Consider the following 14,540-nt stretch of genomic DNA (forward strand, 5'->3'; position numbering starts at 1 on the left):
CGATCAATGCGTTGCCACGGATAGTTATGATCCGTAGCGCTCGGTGGGTATGAACCTGCTGGCTCCATGTGTGCTGCCCGTCCCGACCGTACTGATGGAGGTGAACCGCCGTGGCACTCTCGATTTCGGCGGTGGTGCTGCTGGCGATCGTCGTCTTCCTGCTGATCCGGAAATCCGGACTGAAAGGCGGACATGCGGTGGTCTGCGCACTGCTCGGTTTCTATCTGGCCAGCTCGTCGATCGCGCCGAGCATCTCGAACCTGACCTCGAACGTGGCCGGCATGCTCGGAAGCCTCAAGTTCTGAGGCCCGGCCCGTCGACGACAGGTGCGCGGGGCGGAGATCGGTGCGCCCGGCTCGTAGGGTGGACCCATGACGGACCTTCCCGCCCGGCGTCTCCTCCTGGTGCACGCGCACCCCGACGACGAGTCGATCAACAACGGCGCCACCATGGCCAAGTACGCGGCCGAGGGTGCCCAGGTCACCCTGGTGACCTGCACACTCGGTGAGGAGGGCGAGGTCATCCCGCACTCCCTCGCCCATCTCGCCGCCGACCGGGACGACACCCTGGGCCCCTACCGCCAGGGCGAGCTCGACGCTGCGATGAAGGAGCTGGGGGTCACCGACCACCGGTTCCTCGGCGGCCCCGGCCGGTACCGCGACTCCGGGATGATGGGCGCCGAGCAGAACCGCCGGCCCGGCGCCTTCTGGGCCGCGGACGTGGACGAGGCCGCCGGACACCTCGTGGACGTCATCCGCTCGGTGCGCCCGCAGGTCCTGGTCACCTACGACCCCGACGGCGGCTACGGACACCCCGACCACATCCAGGCGCACCGCGTCGCGACGCGCGCCGCGGACCTCGCCGCCGATCCCGCGTACCGCACCGGGTCCGGCGCCCCGCACACCGTCGCCAAGATCTACTGGAACCGGGTCCCGCGCACGGTCGCCGAGGCGGGCTTCGCCCGCCTGAGGGAGACGGCCCCGGACGCCTTCCCGGGCATCGCCGCGCTGGACGACGTACCGGGCGTGGTCGACGACGCCCGGATCACCGCGCAGATCGACGGCGCGGCCCACGCCGCCGCCAAGGGCGCCGCGATGCGCGCGCACGCCACCCAGATCGCCGTGGACGGCCCCTTCTTCGCCCTCTCCAACGACCTCGGACAGCCCGTCTTCACCACCGAGTACTACGAGTTGGTCCGCGGCGACTCCGGAGCCCTTCCAGGGGCCCGGGAGGACGACCTGTTCGCGGGCGTCACGGGGGCGGAGCGGTGAGCGGCGACAAGCAGAGGGCACCGCGCCCCGCGGCGCCCTCCGGGGGCGGTGCGGCCACCGGCCTCGCCGCGCCGCTCAACCCCGGGCGGATCGCCGCCTACGTGGGCCTCGCCGTCCTCGGCGCACTCGTCGGGATCGCCGGGGCGCTCGTCCAGGCCGCCTGGTTCCCCGCCGGACTGCTGCTCGCGCTGGTGGCCGCCGCCGGGCTCTTCCACGGTGGACGCCTCGTCTTCGGCACCCAGCTCGGCGCCCTGGCCCCCGCCGCAGGATGGCTGATTTCGATCGTTGTTCTCCTGGGCGGGCGCCCGGAAGGCGACTATGTCTTCGGCGACGAACTCGGCCTCACCCTTTTCCTGCTGGGCGGGATGGCTGTCGCTGTGATCTGTGCCACCATGTCGCGGGCGCCCCGACCGGGCGCCCACGGCGGCCGGCCCGGCAAGTAAAGTGCCACGTCCGATCCCGTAATGCCCCGTGTCCGTCCGGTGGCCGCACAGCCGTTTCCCCCGGTCGCGGGGTGTCCGTCGGCGGCGGCCAGTATGGTGGTTGGCGCGCCGAGCCGTCCCCTGGCCTGCGGCATGGGGGAAGTACGGGCGGCGGAGCCAATCGGGAGAACCTGCTTTGAGTCGTGAAACTGACAGTTCGTCCTCCGGACCCCAGGGGCGTGGAGGAGCCGCGTACCCCTCGGGGACGCCGCCGTACGGATCCCGCCAGTATCCGTCGCTGCACCCTTCGCAGGACGCCCCGGAGGGGGCCCCGGAGCCCGCGGATCCGGCGCCGTCCGACGAGCCCAGGACCGAGACGACGCTGACGACGCGCATCCGGATCAACATCCCGGGCTCGCGGCCCATTCCGCCCGTCGTCATGCGCACGCCCGTGGGTGACACCGACGCCGCCGACGCCGAGCGCACGGGCAGCATCCCGCGCCCCGGCTCGCCCGCGGCGGACGGCGCTCCGGCCGGGTCCGACACCGCCCCGGCCGCCGAGGCCCGGACCGGTGCCGTCGGCGCGGAACCGGCCGCCGACAAGCCGGCCAGGGAGAAGAGCGGCAGCGACTGGTTCGCCCCGCGCAAGGCCCCCACGAACACCTCGGTCGCGGGCGGCGGTACGGCCGGTGGCGCGGACGGCGTCCGGGGCGCCGAGGGCGCACCGCCCCGCGCCGACCTGCCGTACTTCTCGGACGGCCCGCAGCGCACGGGCGACCAGGGCGCCCCCCGCTCCGACGACTTCGGCGGATCCGCCTCCGGCGGCCCGCGCCCCACGCCGGACCTCGGCATCCGCACCCCCGGCCCCGCCGGACCCACCACGGGCCCGGCCACCGGCACTTCGCCCCTGACGCCGGACCTCGGCGGAGCGGGCGGCCCCGGCTCCGGACCGATGGGTTCCGGGCCGATGGGCTCGGGGCCGCTGGGCTCCGGCCCCGGACCGGTGGCGCCGGGCGGTCCCTCCGGTGCCAAGGGGGCCGGTGGCCCGGTGCCCCGGCTGTCCGACGACACGGCGGTGCTGACACCGCAGTTCGCGGCCCCCGCGCCCGGCGGCAACGTCTCCGGTGACACGCTCACCAGCGGCATCCCCGTCGTCCCGCCGGAGCGGCGGGCGGCGTCCGCGTTCCCGAACGGTCCCCGCCCCGGGGCGCCCGCGGGCGGCGGCAGCGACCCGGCGTCGCGGCTCCCGGGCGACCCGATGGGCACCGGACCGGCAGGCCCCGGCGCTTCCGCCGCGGCCCCCGCCCCGCGCAGCGAACCGGCCCCCGCGCCCGTGAAGAAGAAGGGCCGCTCCAAGCTGGTCCTCCTCGGCGCCGGTGTCGTCGTGCTGGTCGGCATCGCGTACGGCGCCGGACTGCTGATGAACCACTCCGACGTCCCCAAGGGCACCACCGTCCTCGGCGTCGACATCGGCGGCGGCACGAAGGACGAGGGCGTCACCAAGCTGGACGCGGCCCTCGGCAAGCGCTCCGTGGCCCCCCTCCAGCTGTCCGTGGACGGCAAGAAGACCCAGCTCGCCCCGGACAAGGCCGGGCTCGCCCTGGACAGCCAGGCGACCGTGCGCGCGGCGGCGGGCAGCGACTACAACCCGGTCTCCGTCATCGGCTCCCTGTTCGGCGGCAAGCGCACCGTCGACCCGGTGATCCCGGTCGACGAGGAGAAGCTCGGCGTCGCGCTGACCGACCTGGCGGGCGTCTCCGGCTCGGCCAACGACGGCACGATCAAGTTCGAGCCGGGCAAGGCCGTCGCCGTACCGGGGAAGTCCGGCAAGGCGCTGGACGTCAACCAGTCGATGACCTCGGTCCGCGACGCGTACCGCGCCCAGGTGCAGACCGGCCGCTCGAAGGTCGTCCAGCTGCCCGTCACCACCCGCGAACCCACCATCGGCCAGGCCGAGATCGACCGGGCGATGAAGGAGTTCGCGAAGCCCGCGATGTCCGGTCTGATCACCATCAAGGCGGGGGCCAAGCAGATCCAGTTCGGCCCGGCCAGGTCGCTGCCGCAGATCCTGTCGATGGTGCCGGTCGACGGCCGGCTGGTCGAGCACTACGACAAGAAGGCCATCGAGACCCTCTGCGACGGTGTCTTCGACGGCATCATGATCACCAAGGGTGACGGCAAGAAGCACCAGCTCGGCGCGGACGACGTGGCCCAGGCCATGCAGACCGCACTGCTCGGGAAGACTCCGGCCGAGCGGACCACCGTCATCAGCCTCGACGGCAGCGGCTGACCGCCCGCCAGGACACACCGCCCGCCCCCGACCGGACCCCCGGCCGGGGGCGGCGCCGTCTCCGGGCACCGCCCTCCCCGGCAGCCGCTTTCATACATCCGGCATGACATCTGTCATCCCGTTTCCACGATCCGCGGCCCTGCCGGAGCGCACCCGTCCTCCGCCACGCTGGAGGCATGACGACAACAACCGCCGAGGCCGGCGGAGCGAAGACCGCCGCGGTCCGCTTCGAACAGGTCAGCAAGGCATACGGAGCCGTACGCGCCGTCGACGGGCTCACCCTCCGACTGCACCCCGGCGAGACCGTGGCGCTCCTCGGCCCCAACGGCGCCGGGAAGTCCTCCACCCTCGATCTGCTGCTGGGCCTGCGCACCGCCGACTCCGGCACGATCCAGGTCTTCGGCACGACCCCGCAGGACGCCATCGCGACGGGCCGCGTCGGCGCGATGCTCCAGACCGGCGGACTGATGGAGGACGTCACGGTCGAGGAACTGGTCGGCCTCGCCTGCGATCTGCACCCCAGGCCCTACCCGGTGACGGAGGTGCTCGCCCGCGCGGGCATCACACAGATCGCCGACCGGATGGTCAACAAGCTCTCCGGCGGCCAGGAACAACGCGTCCGTTTCGCCCTGGCCACCGCGGGCGCCAACGACCTCATCATCCTGGACGAACCGACCACCGGCATGGACGTCACCGCCCGCCAGGCCTTCTGGGCCACCATGCGCGAGCAGGCCGACCAGGGCCGCACCGTCCTGTTCGCCACCCACTACCTCGAAGAGGCCGACGCGATCGCCGACCGCGTCCTGGTCCTGCACAAGGGCCGGCTGCTCGCCGACGGCACCGCCGCCGAGATCAAGGCGAAGGCGGGGGCCCGGCGGATCTCCTTCGAGCTGGCGGGCCCGGTCGACGAATCGGCCCTGCGCGGCCTGCCGTTCCTCGCCGCGCTCGACATCAGCGGCAACCGGATCCGGATCCAGTCCCACGACGCCGACGCGACCGTCCACGCCGTCTACGGGCTCGGCCTCTACCCGCGCGCCCTCGAAGTCTCCGGACTCGGCCTGGAACAGGCCTTCGTCGCCATCACCGAGGCCGAGGAGGCCAGGACCGCATGAAGACGCTCATCAGGCTCGAAGTGACCCGTACCCTGCGGAACAAGAAGTTCATGTTCTTCTCGGTCATCTATCCGTCGGTGATCTATCTGCTGATCTCCAACACCCAGAACACCTCCGACCGGATCCCGCACAGCGATCTCACCTTCCAGGCCTTCTTCATGGTCTCGATGGCCTCCTTCGGCGCGCTGACCGCCGTCCTCATGGGCAACAGCGAACGCATAGCCAAGGAGCGCGAGAAGGGCTGGGTCCGCCAGCTGCGGCTCACCGCGCTGCCCGGCCGCGGCTACGTCCTCGCGAAGATCGCCAGTGCGGCGATCGTCACCCTGCCCTGCATCGTGGTGGTCTTCCTGGTCGCCGCCGCCGTCAAGCACGTACGGGTGGAGCCCTGGCAGTGGTTCGCGCTGGCCGGGGTCATCTGGGCCGGCTCGCTGGTGTTCGCCGCGCTCGGGGTCGCCATCGGCTATCTCGCCAGCGGGGACGCGGTCCGCCCGCTCACCATGATCATCTACTTCGGGCTCTCCATCCTCGGCGGTCTCTGGATGCCCAGCGCGACCTTCCCGCAGTGGCTCCAGAACATCTCCGAGTGGCTGCCCACCCACGCGTACGCTTCTCTCGGCCAGGCGATCGAGATGGGCGGTTCGCCGCACGCCAGGGACGTGGTCCTGCTCTGCGCCTACTTCGCGGTCTTCGCGGGCGGCGCGGCCTGGCTCTACCGGAAGGACACCCTGAAGGCGTGAACGACGACGAGACGTCCGTGGGCATCGGACGCCCGCCCACGAACCGCAAGCAGTTCTGGATCAAGCTGCTCTGGATCGGCATCTGGCTCGCGTTCATGGGCGCACCGGTCAAGGACCTGGCCGACGGCAACCACACCGACTGGGCGACGGCGCTCGGCGCGCTGGGCCTGCTGACCTTCGTCGGGGTCTATCTGCTCCTGGTCTTCCGCCACACGTCCAAGCCCCTCGACCGCCGTCTCGTCCACTCCACGATCGCCTTCCTCGGCGTCCTCGCCACCGTCCTCACCCTGACGCTCGGCACCTCCTGGCTGGTCCTCTTCGTGTACGTGGCGGTCTCGGTCGGTGCGACCCTGCCGGCCAGGACGTCCCGTTGGCTCATCCCCGTCGTGACGGCCGTCCTGGTCGGCATCGGCCTGGCCGGGGACCACCCCCGCGAGGTCATCACCGCCCTGGTCTTCCCGGCGCTGCTCGGCGGCTTCTCGATGACCGGCGTACGGCAGCTGATCCGCACCACCATCGAGCTGCGCGAGGCCCGCGCGACCGTCGCCCAGCTCGCCGCCAACGAGGAACGGCTCCGGCTCGCCCGCGATCTGCACGACCTCCTCGGCCACTCGCTCTCCCTGATCACGCTCAAGAGCGAGCTGGCCGGCCGGATGCTCCCCGACCACCCGGAACAGGCGGCGGCCCAGGTCGCGGACATCGAACAGGTGAGCCGCCAGGCCCTGATCGACGTACGGAGCGCGGTCACCGGCTACCGCCGCCCGACCCTCCCCGGCGAACTCGCGGGCGCCCGCACGGCCCTGGCCGCCGCGGGCATCAGCGCCGACGTACCGGCCGAGGCCCCCGAGGACCTGCCCGAGAAGCCGGAGGAGGTGCTCGCCTGGGCGCTGCGGGAGGCGGTCACCAACGTCGTACGCCACAGCGGGGCACGGCGCTGCACGGTCACCCTCGTCCCGCGCCAGACCCTGGACGGCAGGGTCCTCGAACTCACCGTCCGCGACGACGGGGTCGGCCCCTCGGGCTCGAAGCCGGGCAACGGCCTCACCGGCATCGGCGAACGCCTCGCCGCGGTCGACGGCACCCTGGTCACCGCGGCGGGCCGGGCCGCTTCCGGCTTCGGCTCCGGCAAGGGCTTCACGCTGACCCTGACCGTTCCGCTCGATTCCGGCCTAGGATCCACGGAATGAGCATGATCAGACTTCTCCTGGCCGAGGACCAGTCCATGGTGCGCGAGGCCCTCGCGGCCCTGCTCGGCCTGGAACCCGACATCGAGGTGGTGGCCCAGGTCGCCCGCGGTGACGAGGTGGTGGCGGCCGCTCACGCGCACGACGTCGACGTGGCGCTCCTGGACATCGAGATGCCGGGCATGACGGGCATCGAGGCGGCGGCCGTCCTGCGCCGCGAACTCCCCGCGGTGAAGGTCGTCGTCGTCACCACCTTCGGCCGCCCCGGCTATCTGCGCCGGGCCATGGAGTCGGGCGCGGACGCCTTCCTGGTGAAGGACGCACCGGCCTCCCAACTGGCCGAAGCGGTACGGAAGGTGCTCGCCGGAGAACGGGTCATCGACCCCACCCTCGCGGCGGCGGCCCTGGCCGAGGGGGCGAGCCCCCTCACCGACCGCGAACGCGATGTGCTGCGCACGGCGGCGGACGGCTCCACCAACGCGGAGATCGCCGCCGCGCTCCACCTCTCCCAGGGCACGGTCCGCAACTACCTCTCCACGGCCATCCAGAAGCTGGCGGCCCGCAACCGCGCGGAGGCGGTCCGCATCGCGCGGGAGAAGGGCTGGCTGTAGCCGATCCGGACCGCTCGCCGCCCCCCCCACGACGCGGCGGCGCCGCAGTTTCTGGACTTGCAGGTCCATTTTTGTCGTCGCACAGTGGCACTCGCCCCGGTGCTCCGGGGCCCCGACCGGTCGGACGCGGTACGCGGTCCGGGCGTGCGGGTTCCTGATGGAGAACCGAGCGATGGAGTGGACCATGTCAATGCGCCTGGAGGGCAAGACCGCTCTGGTGACCGGAGCGACCAGCAATATCGGACGGGCCATCGCGGAGGCGTTCGCCGCCGAGGGGGCCCATGTCGTCGTCTCGGGACGCAGTGCGGAGCGCGGCCGGGAGGTCGTCGACGGCATCCGCGCCCTCGGCGGTCGCGCCGACTTCGTGCGGGCCGGTCTGGACGGCAGCGCCGCCGCCTCGCAGGCCCTGGCCCGGGAGGCGACGCGGGTGCTCGGCGGCCGTATCGACGTCCTGGTCAACAACGCGGGCATCTACCCCGGCGACACCACGGCGGACACCGACGAGAAGACCTTCGACGAGGTCTACGCGGTCAATGTGAAGGCCCCGTTCTTCCTCACCGCCGCCGTAGCGCCCGCCATGGTGGAGGCCGGTGGCGGGGCGGTCGTCAACCTGGGTTCCTGGATCGCGCGCCTGGGCGTTCCGGTGGGAGCCCTCTACAGCTCCACCAAGGGGGCCATGGAAACCCTGACCCGGGCCTGGGCGGCGGAGTTCGGGCCCCGGGGCGTGCGGGTGAACGCGATCTCGCCGGGCGTCGTGCTCGCGCCCGTGCCCGGGGAGGTCCATCCCGCCGAGGTCATGATGAAGGGGACCCCCGCGGGCCGGATGGGAACCCCCGACGCCATCGCGAACGCCGCCGTCTACCTGGCCGGTGACGAATCGGCCTTCGTGCACGGCATCACGCTCGACGTGGACGGCGGCCGCACCGCCACCGCAGTCATCGCCGGGTGACACGGGGCGCCGTCGCTGTCGTCCGTCACGAAGCCGCCTCGCCCGCTCGGCGCAGGTCCGCGATCCCCAGATCGAGGGCGGCGCGCAGATGGGTGGACCGCCCCGTCGACAGCAGGATCGACACCCCGCCCTGAATCCCGGCCAGCAGCGCGGCGGCCCTGGCGTCGGCGTCGAGCCCGCCGGGAAGCAGGCCGGCCGCCCGGAGGGACCGGATTCCCGACGCCAGGCTCTCCTGCCAGCGGCGCATCAGCTCGATCACGATCGCCCGCGCGCCGGGGGTCGAGCGCCCGACCTGGGAGAACAGGGACCCCAGCGGGCACTCGTCCCCCTGGGCCTCGTAGCGCTCGACCACCACGTCCCGCCACTGCTCCCAGGCCTCCCACGAGTCCAGGTGGCTCAGATACGGCTGCTGGTCCGCCAGGACGCGGTCCGCCTCGAACCGGGCGACGGCGAGGAGCAGTTCGTCCTTGCCGTCCGGGAAGTAGTGGAACAGCTGGCTCTTGCTGGTGCTGGTCCGCGCCATGACGTCGTCCAGCGTGGCCGAGGCGACGCCCCTCTCCCGCAGCACCTCCGCGGCGCCCTCGACGATCCGGCGCCGCGTCGCCTTCCCCTTGGCCGTCAGCTCCCCGCGCACGATCCGCCTCCTCGGAATGGACTGCGCGGTCCACCGTAGCCGGGGCCCGGCCGTCGCGACGACCGGGCCCCGTCCGTACGCGCTCCCGGAGCTACGGGAACGACACCACCTTCGACGGAACGGTGTCCGACCCCGAGGTGGGGGAGCCGGTGTCATTGATGACGTGTTCGTACTGGCCCTTGCCGCCGAGCGAGACCACCAGCAGGTCGTGGAACCGCACGCCCGGCTTCACCGGTGCCTGGAAGCCGTGGTCCTGGCGGATCGTCGGGTCGACGTCGAAGAAGCAGTAGCTGCCCAGCCCCCAGCCCTCGTGGGTGGTGACGGAGTCGTCGACCTTGTAGGCCGCGAAGCCCTTGGTGCTGCCGTTCTGGATGGCCCCCTGGTTCGGGGCGTCGTACGCCTTCTCGTTCTGGAAGAAGATCGTCCGGCCGTTCTCGCCCGCCCACTCCACGTCGTACTTGTTGAAGTGTTCGACGAACAGGCCGGTCGCCAGGACGTTGTCACCGTTGACCCGGAGGCCGTAGTCGGCCCGGTTGGTCTCCCAGCCGACGCCGTCCCCGTGGTCCGCGCGCCAGAGCCACGTGTGGTCGATGAGCGTGTCGTCGCTGTTGACGACGAGACCGGTGGTCGCCCTGCCGGGTCCGGCGCCGCCGATGCGCACGAACACGTCCTGGAGCGAGGTCGGGTCGGCGGCGTGCGAGGCGGACGACCCCTCGGGGCCGATCTCGATCAGCGTGTCCGAGTTGACCGGACCGGCGTCGACGAGCAGACCGGCCAGCCTCACGCCGTCCACGTCACCGACCTTGAGAGCGGTGACCCCGTTGTCCGGGACGATCGTCGCCAGCCCCAGGCCGAGTACGACCGTGCCGACGCGGTCGATCTCGATGGGCCGGTCGACGTGGTAGACACCGGGCGTGAAGAGCAGGTGCAGGCCCTGCTGGACCGCCGCGTTGATGGTCTCGGCGCTCGCGCCGGGCTTCACGACGTAGAACCGGTCCAGCGGCAGCGACTCGCCCTGCGGTGCGCCATGGCCCCACGACGTGCCGCGCGCATCGGTGCGCTTGGCGGGGACGAACACCTTGTACGCGTCGCCGTCGAGGTAGAGGAACGGCTTCTCGCGCGAGACGGGGGTGGTGTCCAGCGTGGTGTACGGGGGTTCCGGGAAGCTCTGCGCGGGCGCGCCCTCGACGCCGGAGAACGTCATGTTCCACACCGCGTTGTTCCAGCCGCCGACCGAGCTGTCCCGGGTGTACCACTGCTGCTGCGAGTACGGTGCGACCTGGCCGTCGATCCTGCTGTCGGCGATGTAGCCGCCGCTCGCCCAGCCGTATCCGGCGGGTGCGAGGTTCAGCCCGCCCTTCACATGCATCCGGCGGAACGGCGCCGCCTGGGCGACGGCCCAGCGGTCGGTGCCGTTCACCGGGTTGAGGGCCAGGTTCTCCGCCGAGCGCCAGAAGTTCTGGGTCGCGTTCCCGCCGAACCACCCGGCGTCGACCGTCACGTCGCCGTTGAACGTGGTGTCGTCCGGGCTCAGCCCCAGCCCGGCGATCGAGGTGTAGAAGCCGATCTGCGCGTTGATGCCGTCGTACGTGCCGGGCTTGAAGAACAGCGCGTAGCGGCCGTCGCCGAACTGCGCGGACTCCTGCTTCCGGAAGACCTCGTCGACCTTGCCCTGGATGTCGGGGGTGGTGGGGTCGAAGACCATGACGTTGGGGCCCAGGTCGCCGCCGCCGACCACCGCCCGGGTGCCCTGGCCGTGGGGGGCCGGGGCCGCCGAGGCGGTCGGGAGCGCGGCGACCAGCAGCGCGGCGGCGGCGAGAGCGGCGAGCCCGAGGACACGGGCCCGGCGGCGTGGAGGTGCTGTGGGGGGAGCATGCATGAGAACACTTCTCCTGAGTCGTGGTTCCGAGTACACGACGAACAGCGGGGAGAGCGCTCTGAGAGCGCTCTCCCAACGGGTTCCGATGGTTCCGCCGCCGCGCGCGGATCGTCAAGAGGTGTGCACCGGCGGTCGGCCCGGATCGCCGTATGCGCAACAACTAACGTCAGGAGAAAGGCAATTGACCCGTTCTGGGGTCAGTTCGCCGGGGTGGTGGTTTCAGGAATTTGATGGGCGCGCGGTCGGCCCGTCAGCCCGTCAGCGCCTCTGCGAAGCGGGACGGTCCGGCCGGGGCGCCGATCGTGGCCGCGCCGAACGAGACGGACCCCTGCGCGACGATGCCGGTGGCATCCGTGGGGAAGATCCACAGGGCGCCCCTGCTGTCGTTCTCCGACGGGTCGCCGACCACCATCTCCGTGCGGCCCCTGCCGTCGTGGTCGCCCAGGGCGAGGGCCTCGCCGAACTGGTCGCCCGCTTCGGCGGCGCCCGGAACCCCGGCCGTGTACTGGCCGAACTCCTTGGAGCCCGCGCCGCTCACGCCGTTCGGTCCGCCCTTGAGCACCAGGACCCGGCCGGCCTCGGCGATGCCGTTGATCTTCTCGCCCGGCAGGCCGGTGGCGATGTCGGGGTAGCCGTCGCCGTCCGTGTCGCCCAGCGCCAGGCTGTGGCCCATCCGGTCGTGGAACTCCGCCGTGCCCGAGACGCCCTCGGTGTCCTGGTTGATCCAGACGGGCCGGCGCGTGGTGCTCTGCCCCTTCGGGCCGCCGTACGCGATGAAGAGCGCACCGCCCTTCTTCACCGGGGTGTCCGCCTGCGCCCATTCGTCACCGCGCCCGATGACGATGTCCCCGTGGCCGTCCTTGTCCAGGTCCGCGATGCCCACGGCGGTGCCGCCGACCCCGGCGCCGGCCGCGTCCTTGATCTCGACCGGGGCGGCGAAACCGGTACGGCCGCCCTCGAACAGGTATGTGTGCTGCTGCCACGGGTCGTCCGGACCGAAGCCGAGGACCACCAGATCGCCCACGCCGTCACCGGTCACGTCACCGACGGCGATCTCCGAGGTGTCCAGCACGTCCGTGCCGTCGACCGAGAACGAACCGACCCCGCTCCACCGGCCGGTACGGTCGAACGGGCCGTGCAGCACATGGCCGCCGCGCCGCGTGTCGCCCACCGCGATATCGGCGGCGCCGTCCCCGTCGACGTCCCCGACGTCCAGGTCGCCGGTGCCGTCCGTCTGGTCGCCGGGGACGGGCTCCACGAGCGTGGCGTTCACCGAAAGTCCGGACGGGCCGCCCCAGTTGACGCTCAGCACCGTGCCCGCGTCCCCGTCGGTCCGGTACGCCCGAAGACGGCTGACGAGGTCCGCGTACCCGTCGCCGTCCAGGTCGGCGCTGCGCAGGTCCGTGCCGTAGCGGGCGTCTCCGGGGTAGGTGATGCCCGGACGGTCCGGCCAGGTCAGCACCTGCTTGTGGGCGGCGGACAGCCCGTCGGGGCCGCCGAAGAGGACGCTCACGGCGCCCGCTCCGCCGTCCGGGTCGCCGAGGACGGCCATCGGGGCGCCCACGGCCACGTCGGGGTAGCCGTCGCCGTTGAAGTCGTCGTGCAGCCGCTTGCCGCTCGGTGCCTTCGCGGTGGCGGCGGGCGGCTGCGCGGCCGGGGCGGCGGGTGCCGCGACGGCCCCGGTCAGCAGGGCGAGGCCGACGGCGATCGCCAGGCGGCGGTGGGGGGTGAGGACGGTCACGTAGGTCAACTCCGTTGCTCGGTACGGCAGTCGGGGCAGTACGGAAGGGGATTCCGTACTGCCCCGTTCGACCTCGCGGTCCGGTGGATGGTTGTGCCGCACCGTCGGCTGTCGGCGGTCAGCCCTTGCTGTAGGAGTCGAGGTGGGCGAAGACCACGACGTTGTCCTCGTAGTCCTTCACGGTCTTGTTGTAGGCGCCGCCACAGGTGATCAGGCGCAACTGGGCGGACGAGGTGTCGGCGTAGACCAGGTCGTCCGGGAAGTCCGCCTTGCTGAACTGCTCGACGGAGTCGACCTCGAACGTGGCGATCGAGCCGTCCTCGCGGGTGATGTCGACCTCCGATCCGGGCTGTACGGACGACAGTTGCAGGAACACGGCGGGTCCGGTCTTCGTGTCGACGTGACCCGCCACGATCGCGGCACCGCGCTCGCCGGGGCTGGCACCGTCCTTGTACCAGCCGACCAGGTTGGTGTCGTCCGGGGGCGGCGCCTCCAGCTGACCGGTGGCGCCGAGGGAGAGATCGGTGAACGGCGCGTCCACGCCGATGCCCGGGATCTGGAGCCGCGTCGGAACGGAACGCGACATCGAGGGGCCGTCGGCGGCGGCCTCCGAGGACTTGACGGGGGCGGGCCCGGGGGCGGGGGCCGCATGGGAACCGGCGACCTCGGGGGCGGCGGACGAGATGGCGGCGCGCGCGGCCGGGGGCTTCTCGTCGATCGAGGTGCCGAAGGAGTTGTAGATGAGGACCATGCCGAGCGTGGCTGTCACGGCGGGCCACATCAGGGCGCGGCCCAGTGTGGATCGGGGGGCGGCCCGGGTGGGGGAGGAGCCGGGCGACTGCGGGGCGGCCATGGGAACGTGCCTTTCGGTTGCGCGGTGTCGCGGGAGGGGTGGAGAGGGGAGTGCGGCGGGGCCGGGTTCCGTCCGGGACCTCCCCGCTCCGGCCGCCAGGGCTTATCCGGGGCTTATCCGGGGAGGAAACGCAGCCGCCGCGACCGCCGCCCCGAAGGGCGGCGGCCGCGACAACGAAACGACCGGCCGGCGGTTCGGCCCGGTCAGGCCATCGCGCCACCCGTCGACTGGCGGCGGCGCAGCTTGTACGCGCCGACGCCGACACCGCCGAGCAGCAGCGCCGAGCCGGCGGCCAGACCGCCACCGGTCATCGCCATGCCGCCGCCACCGGTGTGCACGCCACCGTGGGGGCGGCCACCCTCGCGGCCGCCGCGGCCGCCGCGGTCGCCGCCACGGTCTCCACCGCGGTCGCCATAACCACCGCGGTCACCGCCACGGTCCCCACCGCGGTCGCCTTCGTCGCTGGGGCCGTTCTCACCGGTGATGACGGAGGCCATGAAGCCGCCGCCGGTGTGGATACCGCCGCGCGGGCCCTCGTGGCCGCGGCCGCGGTCGTGGCCGCGGTCGCCGCCGCGTCCACCGCGGTCGCCACCGCGTCCACCGCGGTCGCCACCACGGTCGCCGCCGCGGTCGCCTTCGTCGCTGGGGCCGTTCTCGCCGGTGACGACGCGAGCCATGAAGCCGCCGCCGGTGTGGACGCCGCCGCGCGGGCCCTCGTGGCCGCGGCCGCGGTCGTGGCCGCGGTCGCCGCCGCGTCCACCACGGTCGCCACCGCGTCCACCGCGGTCGCCACCACGGTCGCCGCCGCGGTCGCCTTCGTCGCTGGGGCCGTTCTCGCCGGTGACGACGCGAGCCAT

At 72.5% G+C, this 14,540-nt stretch carries 14 protein-coding genes; 10 read left to right on the top strand and 4 right to left on the bottom strand.

From position 1 onward, the window contains the following. The first annotated feature begins 110 nt into the window (after positions 1–110). From ACFVFH_RS07975 to ACFVFH_RS08015, 9 genes are all read left to right on the top strand, one after another. Complete coding sequence (locus ACFVFH_RS07975; protein WP_093550068.1) at positions 111–305, top strand: hypothetical protein; 195 nt, start codon at positions 111–113, stop codon at positions 303–305. 66 nt (positions 306–371) lie between these two features. Next, positions 372–1,271 carry an N-acetyl-1-D-myo-inositol-2-amino-2-deoxy-alpha-D-glucopyranoside deacetylase gene (mshB, locus tag ACFVFH_RS07980; protein WP_383764940.1) on the top strand — a complete coding sequence of 300 codons (900 nt, stop codon included), beginning with the start codon at positions 372–374 and terminating at the stop codon, positions 1,269–1,271. Beyond that, positions 1,268–1,714 carry a DUF6113 family protein gene (locus tag ACFVFH_RS07985; RefSeq protein WP_383764943.1) on the top strand — a complete coding sequence of 149 codons (447 nt, stop codon included), beginning with the start codon at positions 1,268–1,270 and terminating at the stop codon, positions 1,712–1,714. The genes mshB and ACFVFH_RS07985 overlap by 4 nt, the downstream gene beginning before the upstream one ends. Positions 1,715–2,132: 418 nt before the next feature. Further along, positions 2,133–3,983, top strand: a complete 1,851-nt coding sequence (locus ACFVFH_RS07990; RefSeq protein ID WP_383764946.1) for a hypothetical protein — start codon at positions 2,133–2,135, stop codon at positions 3,981–3,983. Positions 3,984–4,159: 176 nt separating this feature from the next. Beyond that, positions 4,160–5,095, top strand: coding sequence for an ABC transporter ATP-binding protein (locus tag ACFVFH_RS07995; protein WP_383764949.1), 936 nt, complete (start codon positions 4,160–4,162; stop codon positions 5,093–5,095). Further along, on the top strand, positions 5,092–5,832 hold the full coding sequence (locus ACFVFH_RS08000; RefSeq protein ID WP_383764952.1) for an ABC transporter permease: 741 nt from the start codon (positions 5,092–5,094) through the stop codon (positions 5,830–5,832). Before ACFVFH_RS07995 ends, ACFVFH_RS08000 begins: the two co-directional genes overlap by 4 nt. Next, positions 5,829–7,019: a sensor histidine kinase gene (locus ACFVFH_RS08005; protein WP_383764955.1), complete on the top strand. Its 1,191-nt coding sequence runs from the start codon at positions 5,829–5,831 to the stop codon at positions 7,017–7,019. The genes ACFVFH_RS08000 and ACFVFH_RS08005 overlap by 4 nt, the downstream gene beginning before the upstream one ends. Continuing rightward, on the top strand, positions 7,016–7,627 hold the full coding sequence (locus ACFVFH_RS08010) for a response regulator transcription factor (RefSeq protein ID WP_383764958.1): 612 nt from the start codon (positions 7,016–7,018) through the stop codon (positions 7,625–7,627). Before ACFVFH_RS08005 ends, ACFVFH_RS08010 begins: the two co-directional genes overlap by 4 nt. 184 nt (positions 7,628–7,811) lie before the next feature. Beyond that, complete coding sequence (locus ACFVFH_RS08015) at positions 7,812–8,576, top strand: SDR family NAD(P)-dependent oxidoreductase (RefSeq protein WP_383764961.1); 765 nt, start codon at positions 7,812–7,814, stop codon at positions 8,574–8,576. A 25-nt stretch (positions 8,577–8,601) separates the two neighbouring features. On the opposite strand, the gene ACFVFH_RS08020 is transcribed toward ACFVFH_RS08015, so the two are convergent. The 4 genes from ACFVFH_RS08020 to ACFVFH_RS08035 form a co-directional block, all read right to left on the bottom strand. Further along, a complete protein-coding gene (locus tag ACFVFH_RS08020; protein WP_383764964.1) occupies positions 8,602–9,210 on the bottom strand; it encodes a TetR/AcrR family transcriptional regulator in 609 nt (202 codons plus the stop codon). Positions 9,211–9,301: 91 nt separating this feature from the next. Beyond that, the gene (locus ACFVFH_RS08025) at positions 9,302–11,089 is read right to left on the bottom strand and encodes a coagulation factor 5/8 type domain-containing protein (RefSeq protein ID WP_383764967.1); all 1,788 of its coding nucleotides are present in this window, start codon (positions 11,087–11,089) and stop codon (positions 9,302–9,304) included. 250 nt (positions 11,090–11,339) lie between these two features. Next, a complete protein-coding gene (locus ACFVFH_RS08030) occupies positions 11,340–12,830 on the bottom strand; it encodes a VCBS repeat-containing protein (protein ID WP_383764970.1) in 1,491 nt (496 codons plus the stop codon). Between the two features lie 118 nt (positions 12,831–12,948). After that, the gene (locus ACFVFH_RS08035) at positions 12,949–13,683 is read right to left on the bottom strand and encodes a class F sortase (RefSeq protein WP_383764973.1); all 735 of its coding nucleotides are present in this window, start codon (positions 13,681–13,683) and stop codon (positions 12,949–12,951) included. Between the two features lie 332 nt (positions 13,684–14,015). Between ACFVFH_RS08035 and ACFVFH_RS08040 the strand changes: the two genes are divergently transcribed. Further along, a partial coding sequence (locus ACFVFH_RS08040) for a hypothetical protein (protein ID WP_383764975.1) occupies positions 14,016–14,540 on the top strand: 525 nt, incomplete at its 3' end.

The organism is Streptomyces sp. NPDC057697, from assembly GCF_042799335.1.
In the GTDB taxonomy this organism is placed as follows: domain Bacteria; phylum Actinomycetota; class Actinomycetes; order Streptomycetales; family Streptomycetaceae; genus Streptomyces.

Coding starts and splice junctions, on each gene's coding strand:
- mshB (WP_383764940.1), top strand. CDS start 372: ATGACGGACCTTCCCGCCCGGCGTCTCCTCCTGGTGCACGCGCACCCC.
- ACFVFH_RS07990 (WP_383764946.1), top strand. CDS start 2,133: ATGCGCACGCCCGTGGGTGACACCGACGCCGCCGACGCCGAGCGCACG.
- ACFVFH_RS07995 (WP_383764949.1), top strand. CDS start 4,160: ATGACGACAACAACCGCCGAGGCCGGCGGAGCGAAGACCGCCGCGGTC.
- ACFVFH_RS08000 (WP_383764952.1), top strand. CDS start 5,092: ATGAAGACGCTCATCAGGCTCGAAGTGACCCGTACCCTGCGGAACAAG.
- ACFVFH_RS08010 (WP_383764958.1), top strand. CDS start 7,016: ATGAGCATGATCAGACTTCTCCTGGCCGAGGACCAGTCCATGGTGCGC.
- ACFVFH_RS08015 (WP_383764961.1), top strand. CDS start 7,812: ATGTCAATGCGCCTGGAGGGCAAGACCGCTCTGGTGACCGGAGCGACC.
- ACFVFH_RS08025 (WP_383764967.1), bottom strand. CDS start 11,089: ATGCATGCTCCCCCCACAGCACCTCCACGCCGCCGGGCCCGTGTCCTC.
- ACFVFH_RS08035 (WP_383764973.1), bottom strand. CDS start 13,683: ATGGCCGCCCCGCAGTCGCCCGGCTCCTCCCCCACCCGGGCCGCCCCC.